Genomic DNA, 15,897 nt, shown 5'->3' with positions numbered 1-15,897 from the left:
ATACCGTTGGCAAAGCGCTTGGCTGAGTATATGGGGGCGCAGAGATGAGATTCAATCGCCGAAACCGTAAAAAGCATGAAAGGGGCAAAAAGCCCCTTCCATTTGATTAAAAATCAGACATTTACTCTGATGCAGCAGCCTGGGTTTCGGGATTTTCGTAGATCATCAAGGGCGCGGAGTCCCCTTTGATCACGGTCTCGTCGATCACCACCTTGCTGACGCCTTCCAGAGAAGGCAGGTCATACATGGTATCCAGCAGCACGGCTTCCACGATGGAACGCAGACCACGGGCACCGGTTTTACGCTCCATTGCCTTGCGGGCAATGGCGTTGAGTGCGTCGTCACGGAACTCGAGCTCAACCCCTTCCAGATCGAACAACGCAGCGTACTGTTTGGTCAGCGCGTTTTTCGGCTCTTTCAGGATCTGGATAAGCGCAGACTCGTCCAGTTCAGTCAGGGTCGCGACCACCGGCAGACGGCCGATGAACTCGGGGATCAAACCGTACTTGATCAGATCTTCCGGCTCCACCTTGGCGAAGGTCTCGCTCAGGGTTGCCTTGGCATCCTTGGATTTCACCTCGGCGCCAAAGCCGATACCGGTTCCCTTGACGGAACGTTGCTCGATCACCTTGTCCAGACCGGCAAAGGCACCGCCACAGATGAAGAGGATCTTGGAGGTATCAACCTGCAAGAACTCCTGCTGCGGATGCTTGCGACCACCTTGCGGCGGCACGGAAGCGATGGTCCCTTCGATCAGCTTGAGCAGTGCCTGCTGTACCCCTTCCCCGGAAACATCGCGGGTGATGGAGGGGTTGTCCGACTTGCGGGAGATCTTGTCGATCTCGTCGATGTAGACGATACCACGCTGGGCCTTCTCTACGTCGTAGTCGCACTTTTGCAGCAGCTTCTGGATGATGTTCTCCACGTCTTCGCCCACATAACCAGCTTCGGTCAGGGTGGTCGCATCGGCCATGGTGAACGGCACATCCAGCAGACGAGCCAGGGTCTCGGCCAGCAGGGTCTTGCCGCTACCGGTCGGGCCAATCAGCAGAATGTTGGATTTGCCCAGTTCTACACCACTGTTTTCGCCGCTGTTGCGCAGACGCTTGTAGTGGTTGTAGACAGCGACAGCCAACACCTTCTTGGCATACTCCTGCCCGATCACATAGTCATCGAGATGAGCGCGGATCTGATGAGGGGTCGGCAGCTCGTTACCATCGCGTTTGGGCGAGATCTCACGGATCTCTTCGCGGATGATGTCGTTGCATAGCTCGACACACTCATCACATATGTAGACGGAAGGGCCAGCGATCAGCTTGCGCACTTCATGCTGGCTTTTGCCGCAAAAAGAGCAGTAGAGCAGCTTATCACCCTCACCCTTGCGTTTTTCTGTCATTCAGCAACCTCGTTTTATCAATAGAGGATGGGTCGGCCTGTTGAGTTTACAACAGACCGGGACACCCTGCTCAGCTGCGCTGGGTCAAGACACCGTCGACCAGACCATAGGCAACAGCCTGCTCGGCAGACATGAAGTTGTCACGATCGGTGTCACGTTCGATGGTAGCCATCTCCTGACCGGTATGGAAGGCCAGACGCTCGTTCAGGGTATTTTTAATCTTCAGGATCTCTTGGGCGTGGATCTGGATGTCAGAAGCCTGGCCCTGGAAACCGCCCAGCGGCTGATGGATCATCACGCGGGCGTTAGGCAGGCAGAAACGCTTGCCCTTGGCACCGCCAGCCAGCAGGAATGCGCCCATGGAGCAGGCCTGCCCCATGCAAACGGTGCTGACATCCGGTTTGATGAACTGCATGGTGTCATAGATAGACATACCTGCAGTCACCGAGCCACCCGGTGAGTTGATGTAGATGTAGATGTCCTTGTCCGGATTTTCGGACTCGAGGAACAGCAACTGGGCAACCACCAGATTGGCCATCTGATCTTCGACCTGACCGGTCAGGAAGATCACCCGCTCTTTCAACAGACGGGAGTAAATATCGTAGGAACGTTCACCCTTGGCAGTCTGTTCGACCACGATGGGGACCAGCGCATTGCTGGGAGAATCGGTCATATCGTTATAGTTCTTGTACATAAGGCATTGTCCCTAAAATAAAATGGCCCGAGTGGAGATCACACGAGCCATTATACTTAACAGTCTTGACCTTAAGTCAAATGTTCTTAGGCAGCGGCGCCAGACTTGTTGATCACGTCGTCAAAGGCAACTTCTTTTTCGGTCACTTGCGCTTTGGACAGGATCAGGTCGATGGCTTGATCTTCAACTGCCAGGTTACGAACGCCGTTCAGCATCTGCTCGTTCTTCTGGTAGTACTCGATCACTTCCTTCGGATCTTCGTAGGCAGTGGCCATGGACTCGATGATGCTGGTCACGCGAGCGTCGTCAGCCTTGATCTCGTTGGTACGGATCACGTCACCCAGCAGCAGGCCTACGCGTACACGACGCTCGGCTTGCGCCTGGAACAGCTCAGCCGGCAGCTCAGGTGCGTTGCCGCCCTGGAAACCACCAAAGCGCTGCAGAGCCTGTTGACGCAGGGTATCGATCTCTTGAGCAACAGCAGCCTTCGGCAGGTCGATCAGGTTGGCTTCAACCAGACCGTTCAGAACCTGCTCTTTCACGCTGTTTTTCAGGGCTTGAGCCAGTTCGCGCTCCATGTTCTTGCGCACTTCGGCTTTCAGCTCTTCAACAGAACCGCTTTCGATACCGAAACGCTTGACGAACTCTTCGGTCAGCTCAGGCAGGATCTGCTCTTCAACCTTGATCAGCTTGGAAGCGAACTTGGCCTCTTTGCCTTTCAGGTTTTCGGCGTGGTAGTCAGCCGGGAAGGTCACTTCGATAGTGAACTCGTCGCCTGCTTTCTTGCCCATGATGGCGTCTTCGAAGCCCGGGATCATGCGGCCAGCGCCCAATACCAGGTTGAAGCCTTCAGCCTTGCCGCCGTCGAACTCTTCACCATCGATGGAACCGACGAAGTCCATGGTCACACGCATGCCATTGGCAGCGGCAACATCGGCATCAGCCCAGGTAGCGTGCTGCTTGCGCAGGGTGTCGATCATGTTGGCCAGATCTTCATCCTTCACGCTAGCAACCGGCTTCTCAACCTTGATGCTCTCCAGACCGGCAACTTCGAACTCCGGATACACTTCGAAAGTGGCGGTAAATTCGAAATCCTGACCTTCCTGGATTTCTTTCGGATCCATGGTCGGCGCGCCAGCCGGGCTCAGTTTGTTTTCGATGATGGCTTTGATGAAGTTGTTCTGCATCATTTCATCAGCAACGCGGGCGTGAGCCATGGCGCCGAACATCTTCTTGATGATGGCAACCGGAGCCTTGCCAGGACGGAAACCGTCGATGCGACGAGTTTTGGCCAGGCCATTCAATTCTTTACGCACAGCGGCGTCTACGGTAGCAGCCGGTACAGTGATGGTAAGACGGCGTTCCAGACCCTGGGTTGTCTCTACAGAAACTTGCATTCTTCTACCTCGTTCAACTCAGCACTGCGTGCTGACCCTTTATTGCCCCTGGGCAAAGCCCGGAGTCTTCCTGTTTATAAAGACAACAATATGTCTTTGTGATGAGAAAATATGACGCGGCATTATAGCGGCGCACTTTGGTCGAGTCGAGCCACACATCCCCCACATTGTGCGGTGTGCAAGCACAATTCGTGCAAAACTACCCTTTATATGGGGAGAGAGGTGCCCGACTTCAACCATTGGTTGATGATTATTTTGCGTTTGCTCACCTTTTTTCAGCCAAAAGCCGGTTTATTGGTCATATTTCGAGTCATATCGTGCAGTTATCCACCCGACATGTGTGGCAACGACTCAAATTGTCCCGCCAAATGTCCATTGTCCCAATCAACCATTGCGTCCCCTGCCCTCCCTCGTTATGGTGGCAGCCAAATTGATGTATCTGGAGTCACTCACATGGCCTTTTTCCGCTTCTTGTTCAATCTGCTCTGGTTTGTACTGGGAGGTATCTTTATGGGCCTGGCCTGGTGGCTGGCCGGTCTTATCTGCTTTATTTCGCTGGTTGGCATCCCCTGGGGACGCGCCTGCTTCGTGATCGGCACCTTTACCTTCTTCCCGTTTGGCAAGCAGGCGGTCAATCGCAAGACCATGACCGGTCAGAGCGATATCGGCACCGGCACCCTGGGACTGATTGGCAACATCCTCTGGTTCGTGCTGATCGGTATCTGGCTGGCCATCGGTCACATCGCCTCGGCATTGGCCTGCTTCGTGACCATTATCGGTATCCCGTTCGGTATCCAGCACCTCAAACTGGCACTCATCAGCCTGGCCCCCATCGGCCAGATGATTGTGACCAACCACGAGGCGGAATCGGGTCGCTATATCCGCTAACTGCGGGAAATGCGCGGGCAGACGCTGCCCTGCAACGAAAAAAAGGGCAGACTGGGGTCTGCCCTTTTCTATTCTCTTTTGTTGAGGCCATCATGTTACCCAGCCACTTTTTCGCCAATCTCGCCCGCATGAAGCTCATCTACCGCTGGCCCCTGATGCGCAACATCCAGCCCGAAAATATCGCCGAGCACAGCCTGCAGGTGGCCATGGTGGCCCATGCCCTCGGCATCATCAAAAACCGGCTGTTTGGCGGCACCGTGGATGCCGATCGCGCCGCCGTGATGGCGCTCTATCACGACAGCAGCGAAGTGCTGACCGGCGATTTGCCGACCCCGGTCAAATACTTCAACCCCGAAATCGCCCGCGAGTACAAAAAGATAGAGCTGGCCGCCGAGCAGCGCCTGCTCGCCATGCTGCCACCTGAGTTGGTGGAGGATTTTCGCCCGCTGCTAGATTCGGCAGCGCAGGATAGCGAGCTGGCCAGACTGGTGAAAGACGCCGACACCCTCTGTGCCTATACCAAGTGTCTGGAGGAGATCAACGCGGGCAACCGTGAGTTTGAGCCGGCTCGCAAGCGCCTTGAGGCCATGCTGGAAGCGCGGATGAGCGATGAGATGCGCTACTTTATCGACACCTTTGTGGCGAGTTTCTCCCTGCCGCTCGATGAGTTGAACGCGCACTAAGCCACACCACGCGATCTGAAAACAGAAGAGCCCGCCGGTTTGCACTGGCGGGCTCTTCGTTTTTATCAGCGGATCAGATGTCGCGCATCAGTGACCCAGCTCGCGGGACGGCACCAGACCGCTCGCCCGCCAGGCGGGATAGAGGGTCGCCAGCAGACTCATCAGGATAGCAGCGCCCGTTACGATGAGCAGATCCAGCATATGCAACTCGGTCGGCAGGAAGTCGATAAAGTAGATATCCGGATTGAGGAAGCGGTGGCCAATGAGCTTCTCGATGACCCCCAGGATCTGGGTCAGCTTGCTGGAGAGCAGGCCTCCCAGCAGCGCGCCAAGCAGGGCACCGGCCACCCCGTTGACCATCCCCTGAATGACGAAGGTGAGCCGGATCTGGCCGGGGCTCGCTCCCATGGTCTTCAAGATAGCAATCTCGCTGCGCTTCTCGTTCACCGCCATCACCAGAGTGGAGACGATGTTGAAGCAGGCCACTGCCACCACCATCAGCATCACCACATACATGACGGTACGTACCATCTGAATGTCCTGATAGAGATAACCCTGGCTGTTCATCCAGCTGCGGATATAGACGTGATGAGGGAACTGCTGTGCGGCAGCGATCGTAATGTTCTGCGCATTGAGCACATCGCTCACCCGCAGGCTGAACCCCTCCACATCGCTACCCATACCGGTGATCGCTTGCGCATCAGCCAAATTCATAAAGCCGAGCAAGCCGTCGAGCTGCCCGCCGATCTCCAACAAGCCCACCACCGTCAAGGATTCTCGTCTCGGATTTTTGATCCCCGCCTGATCGCCCCCCTGTGGCAACAACAGGGCAAGAGAATCGCCAATCTTGACCCCCAGCTTGTCGGCAATGGTTTTGCCGAGAATGACGCCACGTTCACCCGGTTGCAGCTCACGCAGGCCACGGCCGGTCATGTACTTGCCCGCGTCCGACAGATTGGCCTCCAGCTCGGGCAGCACCGCACGCAGCTGCACACCCTTGAGGGCGGAGCCGTGCTCCAGCAGGCCGTTCAAGCGGATCACCGGCGCGGCAGCCTCGACGCCCGGCTGTGCCAGCAGGTAATCGCGCAGACGCGGCCAGTCCGGCAGCGGTCGCTCGACCGCGTCCAACTCACCTTGCGGTACCACGGAAAGCACCCGATCTTTGAGCTCCCGCTCAAAGCCATTCATGGCAGAGAGCCCCAGGATAAGCGCCATCACCCCAAGGGCGATCCCGATCAGGGAAGAGGCGGAGATAAAGGCGATAAACCCGTTGCGACGGCGGGAGCGGCTGTAACGCAGGCCCAGAAAGAGGGGCAGCGGTTTGAACATCAGGCAACCTCCGCCATCACACCGCTCACCAGGGTCACCCGGCGATGGAGCTTGGCCGCAAGGCTCAAGTCATGGGTCACCACCACAAAGGCGGTGCCCAACTCACGATTCAGCTCACAGAGCAGCTCGTACACCGCAGTGGCACTGGCGTGATCCAGGTTACCGGTGGGCTCATCCGCCAGCACCAGACTCGGTTCGTTGACCAACGCACGGGCAATCGCCACCCGCTGGCGTTCGCCACCGGAGAGCTCGGAAGGGCGGTGATTCAAGCGATGGGAGAGTCCGACACGCCCCAACATTTTGGTCGCCTTCTCGGTGGCAACCGCCACCGACTCGCCAGCGATCAGCAGTGGCATGGCCGCATTTTCCAATGCACTGAACTCGGAGAGCAGGTGATGAAACTGATAGACGAAACCCAGCTCGCGGTTACGAAAACGGGCCTGGGTGCGGCTATCCCAATGGTGGATATCCTCCCCCTTGAACAGCACGGCACCGCTGGAAGGGTTGTCGAGGGCTCCCATCAGGTGCAGCAAGGTGGTCTTGCCGGAGCCCGAGCTCCCCACTACCGCCAGCATCTCACCGGCTGCGACACTCAAATCAATCCCCTTGAGCACCTGAGTCTCCAGCTCCCCCTCTTTATAGACATGGTTGAGCGCTTGGCAGCGCAACAGAGGTTCACGGGATACGGCTTCATTCATAAAGGGGGCTCCACTTGCTCCAGTAATTGCACCAGAGGTAACAACAGAAGATGCATTATTCACGGCATTACTCATAACGTAACGCCTCGGCCGGTTTGACCCGCGCGGCGCGGGCCGCCGGATAGAGAGTCGCGCTGAAGCTCAGCAGCACGGCGCCCAGCAAAATGGTCATGACCTGAGCAGGCTCGACAATAACCGGCAAACCACTACCGCCTGCCGTCATATAGAGGTTGAGGCCCACCGCATTGAGCAGTGGATTGAGGCCAAGGGTCAGACCCAGCCCCGCCAGAGCGCCAAACAGGGCGCCAATCACCCCGCTGGAGGCACCGAGCACCATGAAGATTTTGACGATGCCTGACTCACTCATGCCCATGGTACGCAGGATGGCCACTTCACCCTCCTTGTCCGTCACTACCATCACCAGTGCGGAGAGAATGTTGAAAGTCGCAACGGCGATGATCAGCACCAGCATCAACCCCATCATCCGTTTTTCCATGGCTACAGCCTGGAACAGCTCACCGCGCTCGCGGCGCCAATCCTGCCACAGCAGCCCTTCCGGCAACGGTGTCTTGATCACCTCGTCGGCCGCAAAAGGATCATCGAGCCAGAGGCGAATACCACCGACGGTTTCTGTCGGCAGACGCAACAGTCGCTGGGCATCCCCCAACGCAATCAGCGCAATCTGGTTATCCACGTCAGCACCGACCCCAAAGATGCCGGAGACAGTAAAGAGACGCTGGGCCGGAACCCGGCCAAACGGCGTAAAACGAGTGCCTTCGGTCAGGATCAGACGAACCTGATCGCCGATGGAGACATTAAGGCGGCGTGCCACCCCTTGCCCCAGCACGATCTGGTAGCGACCGGCCTGCAGGGTATCAAGGCGTCCCCCCAGCATCTGACTATGGAGGATGTCATCCTTGGGCCAGTGGGCGGGATCGATCCCCTGCACGCTGACGCCAGTCAGCTGGCCGGGGCTTTGCAGCATCCCTTCGCTGTCGAGCATGGGGGCCATGGCCACCACATGGGGTAATTTGGCCAGATCCGGCAAGCCTTGCGGGTCTGCATCAATACGGCCCGCCTGATTGGTCACCACCACATGGGGGATCACCCCGAGGATGCGCCCCTTGAGCTGCCCTTCGAAACCGTTCATCACCGAAATGACCACCATCAGGGCAGCAACCCCGATAGCGATGCCGAAGGTGGAGAACAGGGAGATAAATGAGACGAAGCGATTGCTGCGCTTCGAGCCTGCATAACGCAGGCCGATGGCCAGCGAAAGGGGCTGAAAAAGTCCGGTCTTCAAGGATATGTACGTTGCCAACAAAATAAGATACCGGATAATAAAGGGAAACCGTCCATGACAACAAGGGATAGCCTCCATGCAGGAACAGTTCTTCAGCGTCACTCATGCCACGCCGGTCAATGTGATCCCCATGCCGGCCGACTTTCACCTCCCCTCGCTGGAAGAGCTGGACGCTGAGCTGCCGGAGCCCTTTCGGATCTCCTCGGCCATTACCTCCATCGATCTAGTGACCACCCGCCTGCTGCGTAACCAGAACGAGTCGATGCACGACCTGCTCGAGATCGTCAATCAGCAGTCCCGCAAGATCGACATGATCATGGGCTATGTGCTCTCCATGCAGGATCATCCGGAGCAACGCTTCCACACCCTGCGGTTTGGCGCCGGCCAACTCACTTACCTGCACCCCTATCACGGCCATGGCGATACGCCGCATCTACACCAGATCGTGCGCCTCAAGATCTTCCTGCGCGAAGAGGCGGCCGCCATCTACTGCTATGGCCAGGTCAAGGAGATCACTGCGGGCGAACATGGCACCCATGTGGTACTCGACTATGTGCGGATCCGCGAAGATGATCGTGAGTTGCTGGTACGCGCCAGCCTGCATGTACAATCCAAACAGCTCAAGCTACGCGCCCAAGAGCGCCAGCGCTAACCATAGCGAACATCAGCGATAAATAACGACAACGTTAAAAGAATCGAACCATGCCAATGAAACTCCCCGCCTTGCCCGCCAAAGCGGGCCAAAAGATCACGTTCGGCCAGCTGGTCGGCAGCAGCCTCTCGCTGATTGCAGCCCGTCTCACCAGCGAAGCCAAAGGTCCGGTACTACTCATCACCGCCGATACGCCGAGCGCCCTGCGTCTCGAACAGGAACTTCAATACCTGCTGGCCGACAAGGGCTGCCCGGTGCTGCTGTTCCCGGATTGGGAGACCCTGCCCTACGACACCTTCTCCCCCCATCAGGACATCATCTCCCAGCGGCTCGAGACGCTCTACAAGCTGCCGCAAATGAACAAAGGGGTACTGATTGTCCCCATCTCCACCCTGATGTTGCGCTGTGCCCCCCGGGTCTATCTCGACAAATACAGCCTGATGGTGAAAGCAGGTCAGCGTCTCAACCTGCAACAACTTAGAGGGCGCTTGGCGGAAGCGGGTTACGTGGCGGTGGATCAGGTGCTGGAGCATGGCGAATTTGCCGCCCGCGGCTCCCTGCTCGATCTCTTCCCAATGGGCAGCAACAGTCCCTACCGCATCGACTTTTTCGACGACGAAGTGGACTCTATCCGCCCGTTCGATCCGGAGACCCAGCGTTCCAGCGAGCCGGTCAAAACGGTCAGCCTGCTGCCAGCACGGGAATTTCCCACCGACGAGGCGGCCATCGAGCTGTTTCGCGGCCAGTTCCGCGAGCAGTTCGAGTTGTCGCGGGCCGAGGGCTCCGTCTATCAAGAGGTGAGCAAGGGGCGCTGGCCCGCTGGCATCGAATATTATCTGCCGCTCTTCTTCAACCAGACCGCCAGCCTGTTTGACTACCTGCCGGAAGATACCCTGCTGCTCACGGTGGGGGATATCTACCCCGCCGCCCAGCGCTTCTGGAACGACATCGGCCAACGTTATGAAGACCGGCGTTGGGACAATACCCGCCCCCTGCTGCCGCCAGCACAACTCTATCTGCCGGTAGAGCAGCTCTTTGCCGCCCTCGGCCAATATGGCGCGGTGCGGCTGCAAGAGGCCGCCACCGCGGGGGATGCCGGTCAGCACGATCTACCCATCTCGGCGCTGCCCGATCTGCAGCTCGATCACAGCAAGGAGCAACCCCTGCTGGCGCTCAGCCAGTTCCTGCAAGGCTTTGCCGGTCGCACCCTGTTTGCGGTGGAGTCTGAAGGGCGGCGGGAGGTGCTCGGCGATCTGCTGGCACGTATCTCGCTGCAACCCAAAGAGTTCCCCTCCTTAAGCGATTTCATGGCGAGCAAGACCCGCCATGGTCTGCTGGTGGCGCCGCTAGAGCGCGGTTTTTTGCTACAAGAGCAGTTGCAGGAGGCTGGGGCTGAAGCGCTGGCACTGATCACCGAGACCGAACTGCTGGGCGGCAAGGTGCGCAGCAAGCGGGCGCGCGAGAAGAGCAAAAACTTAAGCTCCGATGCGGTGATCAGAAACCTGGGCGAGCTAACCCAGGGCCAGCCGGTGGTGCACCTCGATCACGGGGTCGGCCGTTATCTGGGGCTGGAGACCATCGACGCCGGCGGCCTGCCCACCGAGTTTTTGACCCTCGAATATGCCGGTGGCGACAAGCTGTTCGTGCCGGTCACTAGTTTGCACCTCATCAGCCGCTACACCGGCTCAGATAACCCGCCCAGCCACAAACTGGGTGGCGAGGCCTGGGTCAAGGCGCGGCGCAAGGCGGCCGAGAAGGTACGCGACGTGGCGGCCGAGCTGCTGGATGTCTACGCCATACGCGCCGCCCGCGCCGGTTTTGCCTTCAAGCATGACAAAGAGGCCTATCGCCAGTTTGCCGCCAGCTTCCCGTTCGAGGAGACCGACGATCAGCTCAACGCCATCAATGCGGTGCTGGGTGACATGTGTCAGGCCAAGAGCATGGACCGACTGGTGTGCGGCGACGTGGGTTTCGGCAAGACCGAAGTGGCGATGCGCGCCGCCTTCGTGGCAGTGCATGGCGGCAAGCAGGTCGCCGTACTGGTGCCCACCACCCTGCTCGCCCAGCAGCACTACGATAACTTCCGCGACCGCTTCGCCAACTGGCCGGTGCGGGTCGAGGTGCTGAGCCGCTTCCGCTCAGCCAAAGAGCAGACCGCGGTGATGAAAGAACTGGCCGAGGGCAAGGTGGATATCATCATCGGCACCCACAAGCTGCTCGGCGCCGAACTAACCTTCAAGGACTTGGGACTGCTCATCGTCGATGAGGAGCACAGATTCGGGGTGCGCCAGAAGGAGAAGATCAAGGCGCTGCGGGCCGACGTGGATATCCTCACCCTCACCGCTACCCCCATTCCGCGCACCCTCAATATGGCAATGTCGGGCATGCGGGATCTCTCCATCATCGCCACCCCGCCTGCCAAGCGACTCGCCATCAAGACCTTCGTGCGCCAGCATGAACCGGCGGTGGTACGCGAGGCGGTGCTGCGGGAATTGAAGCGCGGTGGTCAGGTCTACTACCTGCACAACGACGTGGAGAGCATCGAGAAGTGCGCGGCAGATCTTGCCGAGCTGGTGCCGGAGGCGCGCATCGGCATCGCCCACGGCCAGATGCGCGAGCGCGACCTTGAGCGGATCATGTCCGACTTCTACCACCAGCGCTTCAACCTGCTGGTCTGCACCACCATCATCGAGACCGGTATCGACGTGCCGAGCGCCAACACCATCATCATGGACCGGGCAGATCATCTCGGTCTGGCCCAGCTGCACCAGCTGCGGGGCCGGGTTGGCCGCTCCCACCATCAGGCCTATGCCTACCTGCTCACCCCCCATCCCAAGCTGATGACCAAGGATGCGGCCAAGCGGCTGGAGGCGATCGCCTCGCTCGAAGATCTCGGCGCCGGTTTTGCGCTGGCGACCCACGATCTGGAGATCCGTGGCGCGGGCGAACTGCTCGGCGACGATCAGAGCGGCCAGATTGAATCGGTCGGCTTCACCCTCTACATGGAGATGCTGGAGCAGGCGGTCGAAGCGCTGAAAAATGGCAAAGAGCCGTCGCTGGAGCAGCTGATGAGCCAGCACACCGAGGTGGAGCTGCGCCTGCCTGCGCTGCTGCCGGACGACTACATTCCGGACGTCAACATGCGCCTCTCCATGTACAAGCGGATTGCGAGCGCGGCGGACGAACAGGAGCTGCGCGAGCTGAAAGTGGAGCTGATCGACCGTTTCGGTCTGTTGCCGGAAGCGACCAAAACCCTGCTGGAGCTGGCAGCCTTCCGCCAGCGTGCCACCGCCCTTGGCATTCGCCGGGTGGAGATGAGCGAGCGCGGCGGCTATCTCGACTTCACCCAGGAAACCAAGGTCAATCCGACCTACCTGGTCAAGCTGCTCTCCAGCCAGCCACGGGTCTACAAGATGGACGGGCCGACCCGCTTGCGCTTCCAGGTACCGACCCAGGATCGCGCCATGCGCCTCAAGCTGGTGGATGGTTTGCTGGCGGATCTGGCCAACAACAGCCTGTAGGCGGAAAGCGAAACAAAACGGGAGCCACTGTGGCTCCCGTTTTGTTTATGTTGGCTGGTGACGAGCGTCTCCCTTCTCCTCTTGTGGGAGAAGGGCCGGGGATGAGGGGGGCAGTGAAAACCATTCCCCTCACCCTGCCCTCTCCCAGAGGGAGAGGGCATCGCACCGGTAAACGTTGGGCTTCGCTGCGCTCAGCACCAACCTACACCTCTGACGATCAACCCTGATTAGCGGGATCCTCGTGGGAAGAGAACTCGCGCATAAAGGCCTCGGCCCGCTCCACCATCTTGGTCGACCCGACGAAGTAGGGAGTACGCTGATGCAGCGCGGTGGGTTGGATATCCATGATCCGGTTAAACCCGTCAGAGGCCTTGCCGCCAGCCTGTTCCACCAGAAATGCCATCGGGTTGCACTCATAAAGCAGGCGCAACTTGCCGGTCGGAGAACTGGTACCGGACGGGTAGATGTAGATGCCACCCTTGAGCAGGTTGCGGTGGAAATCGGAGACCAGTGAACCGATGTAACGGGAGGTGTAGGGTCTGTGGGTCGCCTCGTCCCGCTCCTGACAATATTTGAGGTACTTCTTCACCCCGTCCGGGAACTTGATGTAGTTACCCTCGTTGATGGAGTAGATCTTGCCCTCTTCCGGAATGCGGATGTTCTCGTGAGAGAGGCAGAAGCAACCGATGGAGGGGTCGTAGGTAAAGCCGTTGACGCCAAACCCGGTGGTGTAGACCAGCATGGTCGAGGAGCCGTAGACCACATAACCGGCGGCGACCTGGCGGTTGCCCGGTTGCAGGAAGTCATCCAGGGTCACCGGCGAACCCTGCGGGCTCAAACGGCGGTAAATGGAGAAGATGGTCCCGACCGAAACATTGACGTCGATATTGGAGGAGCCGTCGAGCGGATCGATCAGCACGACGTACTTGGAGTGTTTGGAGAGCGGCGAATCGAAGGCAACAAAATTTTCCTCCTCTTCGGAGGCCATGCCACATACCTCGCCCCGCGCTGCAAGCGCTGCCTTGAAGCGCTCATTGGCATAGACATCCAGCTTCTGCTGCACCTCACCCTGCACGTTTTCGGCCCCCATGGAGCCGATGATATCGGCCAGCCCAGCCTTGTTGATCTCCCGGTTCACCACCTTGGCGGCCAGGCGGATCGAGCTGAGCAGCGAGGTCAGTTCGCCAGTCGCGGTAGGGTAATCAGCCTGCTTTTTGACGATGAACTCGCCCATGGTGATCATGTTTCGCATTTTTGGTCCTTTAAGATCGTTTCCGTTGGCATTGAAAACGTTTGCAAGCATCGACAAAAAAAGAGCCGATCCTCGGCCGTGTTGTTTTGTAACTTAATGTAACGTCTGTTTTTTGTTTTTGCAGCGAATTAAGCGGCCTAATAAATAGGCTATTTCACCTGTTTTTATAGCAAAAAATCCTTTTTATACAGTTTCATTCGATAACTTTTGGCCCCTTAATTCGTACCAATAACCTGCTGCAAGCCATGACCTGACTAGCCTTGAGCCTTTTAAAGTGGAGCCTGATGGGCCTGTTCACAAGTCGCTCACCCCTCTTGAGATTCAATTGCCGATCCAGCACACTGATTTCGCTTTGGAAGCAGATAAAACTCAAGGATTATCAATGAACAAGACTATCATTGCCGGCATGGTCGCCGGACTTTTCACCCTTCCCTCCTGGGCGGCCGAGGTTCCTGCTGGCACCAAGCTGCTGCCAGATGCCCAGCAAACCTATGTGACCAATATTGGCGCCGAGCCCACCACCATCGATCCCCAACTGGTGGAAGAGGACTCCGGTAGCACCATCGTCAACGATCTGTTTGAAGGGCTCTATACCCTCGATGCCAACGGCAAAACCCAGCCTGCAGGAGCGCTCAGCTACGAGGTCGACAGCACAGGCACCGTCTACACCTTCAAACTGAGGCCCGAAGCCAAGTGGTCAAACGGTGACCCGGTCACCGCCGCCGATTATGTCTATGGCTGGCAACGGGCGGCCGATCCGAAAACCGCCTCCAACTACGCCTGGTTTATCGAATTGATGGGGGTTGCCAATGCAGGCGAGGTGACCCAAGGCAAAAAGAGCCCGGATGAACTGGGGGTAAAGGCGCTGGATGACCACACCCTGCAGGTAACCCTGAAAAATCCGGTTCCCTTCTTCTTGAAAACCCTGGCCCACTACACCACCTTTCCCGCCCCCAAGGCCACCATCGAAAAATATGGCAAGGAGTGGGTCAAACCGGGACATCTCGTCTCCAACGGTGCCTTTGTGCTCAAGGAGTGGACTCCCAACGAACGTCTGACGGCCGAACGCAACCCTCACTACTGGGATAACGCGCACACTGTCATCAATAAGGTGGTCTATCTGGAGATCGTCTCCGAAACGGCGGCGTACAACCGCTATCGTACCGGCGAACTGCACTACACGACCTACCCACTTGAGCAGTACAAGCAGATCAAGAGCCAGAGCCCGCAAGAACTGGTGAGCATCCCGAGCTTGTCCAGTTACTACTATGTGTTCAATACCCAACGCAAACCGTTCGACGATGCCCGCGTGCGCAAGGCACTGTCACTGGCTATCGATCGGGAGACCATTACCGACAAGATCCTGGGACAGGGGCAAATCGCCGCTTACAGCTTCACCCCGCCCATCGTGGATGGCTTTGATCTCAAGAAACCGACCAGTCAGTTAATGAGCAAGGAGGAGCGGATCAAGCAGGCCAAAGCGCTGCTGACTGATGCCGGTTATGGCCCAGGCAAGCCACTGGAGGTAGACATCCTCTATAACACCAACGAGAGCCACAAGAAGATCGCACTGGCCATCTCCTCCATGTGGAAGCACAACCTCGGGGTCACTGCCAAGCTCAACAACATGGAATGGAAAACCATGGTGTCAGTCGTCAACGAGGGGGATTTCGCGGTCAGTCGCTATGGCTGGAACGGGGATTACAACGACGCCTCCACCTTCCTCGACATTATGAGCTCCAGCAGCAGTGCCAACAGCGGCAAGTGGTTCAACAAGGAGTACGACGCCCTGCTGGCCAAGGCCCACGACTCAATGGACGCCGCCGAGCGAAACAGCCTCTATCAGCAAGCAGAACAGCTGATGGATCAAGAGGCCCCTATCGCCCCCATCTTTTTCTCGGTCAAATCCAGATTGCTCAAGCCGTTCGTCAAAGGCTTCCCCTATAACAACCCGCAAAATATCGTCTACAGCCGTGAGCTTTATCTGGTTGATTAGCAACCGGTCGCGTACCGCCTGACCATAAAAAAGCGCCTGCATTGCTGCAGGCGCTTTTCATTGTTGGCCACCTTGTGACCCATCCAGA

Annotated in this window: 12 protein-coding genes; 5 read left to right on the top strand and 7 right to left on the bottom strand. The window is 58.0% G+C overall.

Annotation, left to right across the window (positions count from 1 at the left end; translation table 11 throughout):
- Positions 1-121: 121 nt before the first annotated feature.
- From clpX to tig, 3 genes are all read right to left on the bottom strand, one after another.
- Positions 122-1,396, bottom strand: a complete 1,275-nt coding sequence (gene clpX, locus ACE1BR_RS18965) for an ATP-dependent protease ATP-binding subunit ClpX (protein ID WP_005336977.1) — start codon at positions 1,394-1,396, stop codon at positions 122-124.
- Between the two features lie 70 nt (positions 1,397-1,466).
- Entirely contained in the window at positions 1,467-2,090 is a 624-nt protein-coding gene (gene clpP, locus ACE1BR_RS18960; RefSeq protein WP_374873025.1) for an ATP-dependent Clp endopeptidase proteolytic subunit ClpP, read from the bottom strand.
- Between the two features lie 86 nt (positions 2,091-2,176).
- Entirely contained in the window at positions 2,177-3,487 is a 1,311-nt protein-coding gene (gene tig, locus ACE1BR_RS18955; protein ID WP_374873023.1) for a trigger factor, read from the bottom strand.
- 453 nt (positions 3,488-3,940) lie between these two features.
- Between tig and ACE1BR_RS18950 the strand changes: the two genes are divergently transcribed.
- On the top strand, positions 3,941-4,375 hold the full coding sequence (locus ACE1BR_RS18950; protein ID WP_042062816.1) for a YccF domain-containing protein: 435 nt from the start codon (positions 3,941-3,943) through the stop codon (positions 4,373-4,375).
- A 92-nt stretch (positions 4,376-4,467) separates the two neighbouring features.
- Positions 4,468-5,058, top strand: coding sequence for a 5'-deoxynucleotidase (gene yfbR, locus ACE1BR_RS18945; protein ID WP_374873021.1), 591 nt, complete (start codon positions 4,468-4,470; stop codon positions 5,056-5,058).
- 87 nt (positions 5,059-5,145) lie between these two features.
- Here the strand turns inward: yfbR and lolE are convergent, their stop codons facing one another.
- The 3 genes from lolE to ACE1BR_RS18930 form a co-directional block, all read right to left on the bottom strand.
- Complete coding sequence (lolE, locus tag ACE1BR_RS18940) at positions 5,146-6,387, bottom strand: lipoprotein-releasing ABC transporter permease subunit LolE (protein ID WP_374873019.1); 1,242 nt, start codon at positions 6,385-6,387, stop codon at positions 5,146-5,148.
- Positions 6,387-7,085: a lipoprotein-releasing ABC transporter ATP-binding protein LolD gene (gene lolD / locus ACE1BR_RS18935; protein WP_374873017.1), complete on the bottom strand. Its 699-nt coding sequence runs from the start codon at positions 7,083-7,085 to the stop codon at positions 6,387-6,389. Before lolD ends, lolE begins: the two co-directional genes overlap by 1 nt.
- 67 nt (positions 7,086-7,152) lie before the next feature.
- Entirely contained in the window at positions 7,153-8,388 is a 1,236-nt protein-coding gene (locus ACE1BR_RS18930; RefSeq protein ID WP_374873015.1) for a lipoprotein-releasing ABC transporter permease subunit, read from the bottom strand.
- Positions 8,389-8,464: 76 nt separating this feature from the next.
- On the opposite strand from ACE1BR_RS18930, the gene ACE1BR_RS18925 reads away from it, so the two are divergent.
- On the top strand, positions 8,465-9,040 hold the full coding sequence (locus tag ACE1BR_RS18925) for a PilZ domain-containing protein (protein WP_374873013.1): 576 nt from the start codon (positions 8,465-8,467) through the stop codon (positions 9,038-9,040).
- Positions 9,041-9,096: 56 nt separating this feature from the next.
- Positions 9,097-12,561 carry a transcription-repair coupling factor gene (gene mfd / locus ACE1BR_RS18920; protein WP_374873063.1) on the top strand — a complete coding sequence of 1,155 codons (3,465 nt, stop codon included), beginning with the start codon at positions 9,097-9,099 and terminating at the stop codon, positions 12,559-12,561.
- 217 nt (positions 12,562-12,778) lie between these two features.
- Here mfd and fbp read toward each other — a convergent pair whose 3' ends face one another.
- Positions 12,779-13,813 carry a class 1 fructose-bisphosphatase gene (gene fbp, locus ACE1BR_RS18915; protein WP_374873011.1) on the bottom strand — a complete coding sequence of 345 codons (1,035 nt, stop codon included), beginning with the start codon at positions 13,811-13,813 and terminating at the stop codon, positions 12,779-12,781.
- A gap of 382 nt (positions 13,814-14,195) precedes the next feature.
- On the opposite strand from fbp, the gene ACE1BR_RS18910 reads away from it, so the two are divergent.
- A complete protein-coding gene (locus ACE1BR_RS18910; protein WP_374873009.1) occupies positions 14,196-15,809 on the top strand; it encodes a peptide ABC transporter substrate-binding protein in 1,614 nt (537 codons plus the stop codon).
- The last annotated feature ends 88 nt before the right edge of the window (positions 15,810-15,897 follow it).

It is taken from the genome of Aeromonas sp. MdU4, from assembly GCF_041929505.1.
In the GTDB taxonomy this organism is placed as follows: domain Bacteria; phylum Pseudomonadota; class Gammaproteobacteria; order Enterobacterales; family Aeromonadaceae; genus Aeromonas.
The sequence above is the reverse complement of the archived record's forward strand: the minus strand, read 5'-3'. Positions and strand labels throughout refer to the sequence as shown.

Excerpts from the sequence above, each read along its gene's own strand:
- clpX (WP_005336977.1), bottom strand. The coding sequence starts at position 1,396 with ATGACAGAAAAACGCAAGGGTGAGGGTGATAAGCTGCTCTACTGCTCT.
- clpP (WP_374873025.1), bottom strand. The coding sequence starts at position 2,090 with ATGTACAAGAACTATAACGATATGACCGATTCTCCCAGCAATGCGCTG.
- tig (WP_374873023.1), bottom strand. The coding sequence starts at position 3,487 with ATGCAAGTTTCTGTAGAGACAACCCAGGGTCTGGAACGCCGTCTTACC.
- ACE1BR_RS18950 (WP_042062816.1), top strand. The coding sequence starts at position 3,941 with ATGGCCTTTTTCCGCTTCTTGTTCAATCTGCTCTGGTTTGTACTGGGA.
- yfbR (WP_374873021.1), top strand. The coding sequence starts at position 4,468 with ATGTTACCCAGCCACTTTTTCGCCAATCTCGCCCGCATGAAGCTCATC.
- lolE (WP_374873019.1), bottom strand. The coding sequence starts at position 6,387 with ATGTTCAAACCGCTGCCCCTCTTTCTGGGCCTGCGTTACAGCCGCTCC.
- lolD (WP_374873017.1), bottom strand. The coding sequence starts at position 7,085 with ATGAATGAAGCCGTATCCCGTGAACCTCTGTTGCGCTGCCAAGCGCTC.
- ACE1BR_RS18925 (WP_374873013.1), top strand. The coding sequence starts at position 8,465 with ATGCAGGAACAGTTCTTCAGCGTCACTCATGCCACGCCGGTCAATGTG.
- mfd (WP_374873063.1), top strand. The coding sequence starts at position 9,097 with ATGAAACTCCCCGCCTTGCCCGCCAAAGCGGGCCAAAAGATCACGTTC.
- fbp (WP_374873011.1), bottom strand. The coding sequence starts at position 13,813 with ATGCGAAACATGATCACCATGGGCGAGTTCATCGTCAAAAAGCAGGCT.
- ACE1BR_RS18910 (WP_374873009.1), top strand. The coding sequence starts at position 14,196 with ATGAACAAGACTATCATTGCCGGCATGGTCGCCGGACTTTTCACCCTT.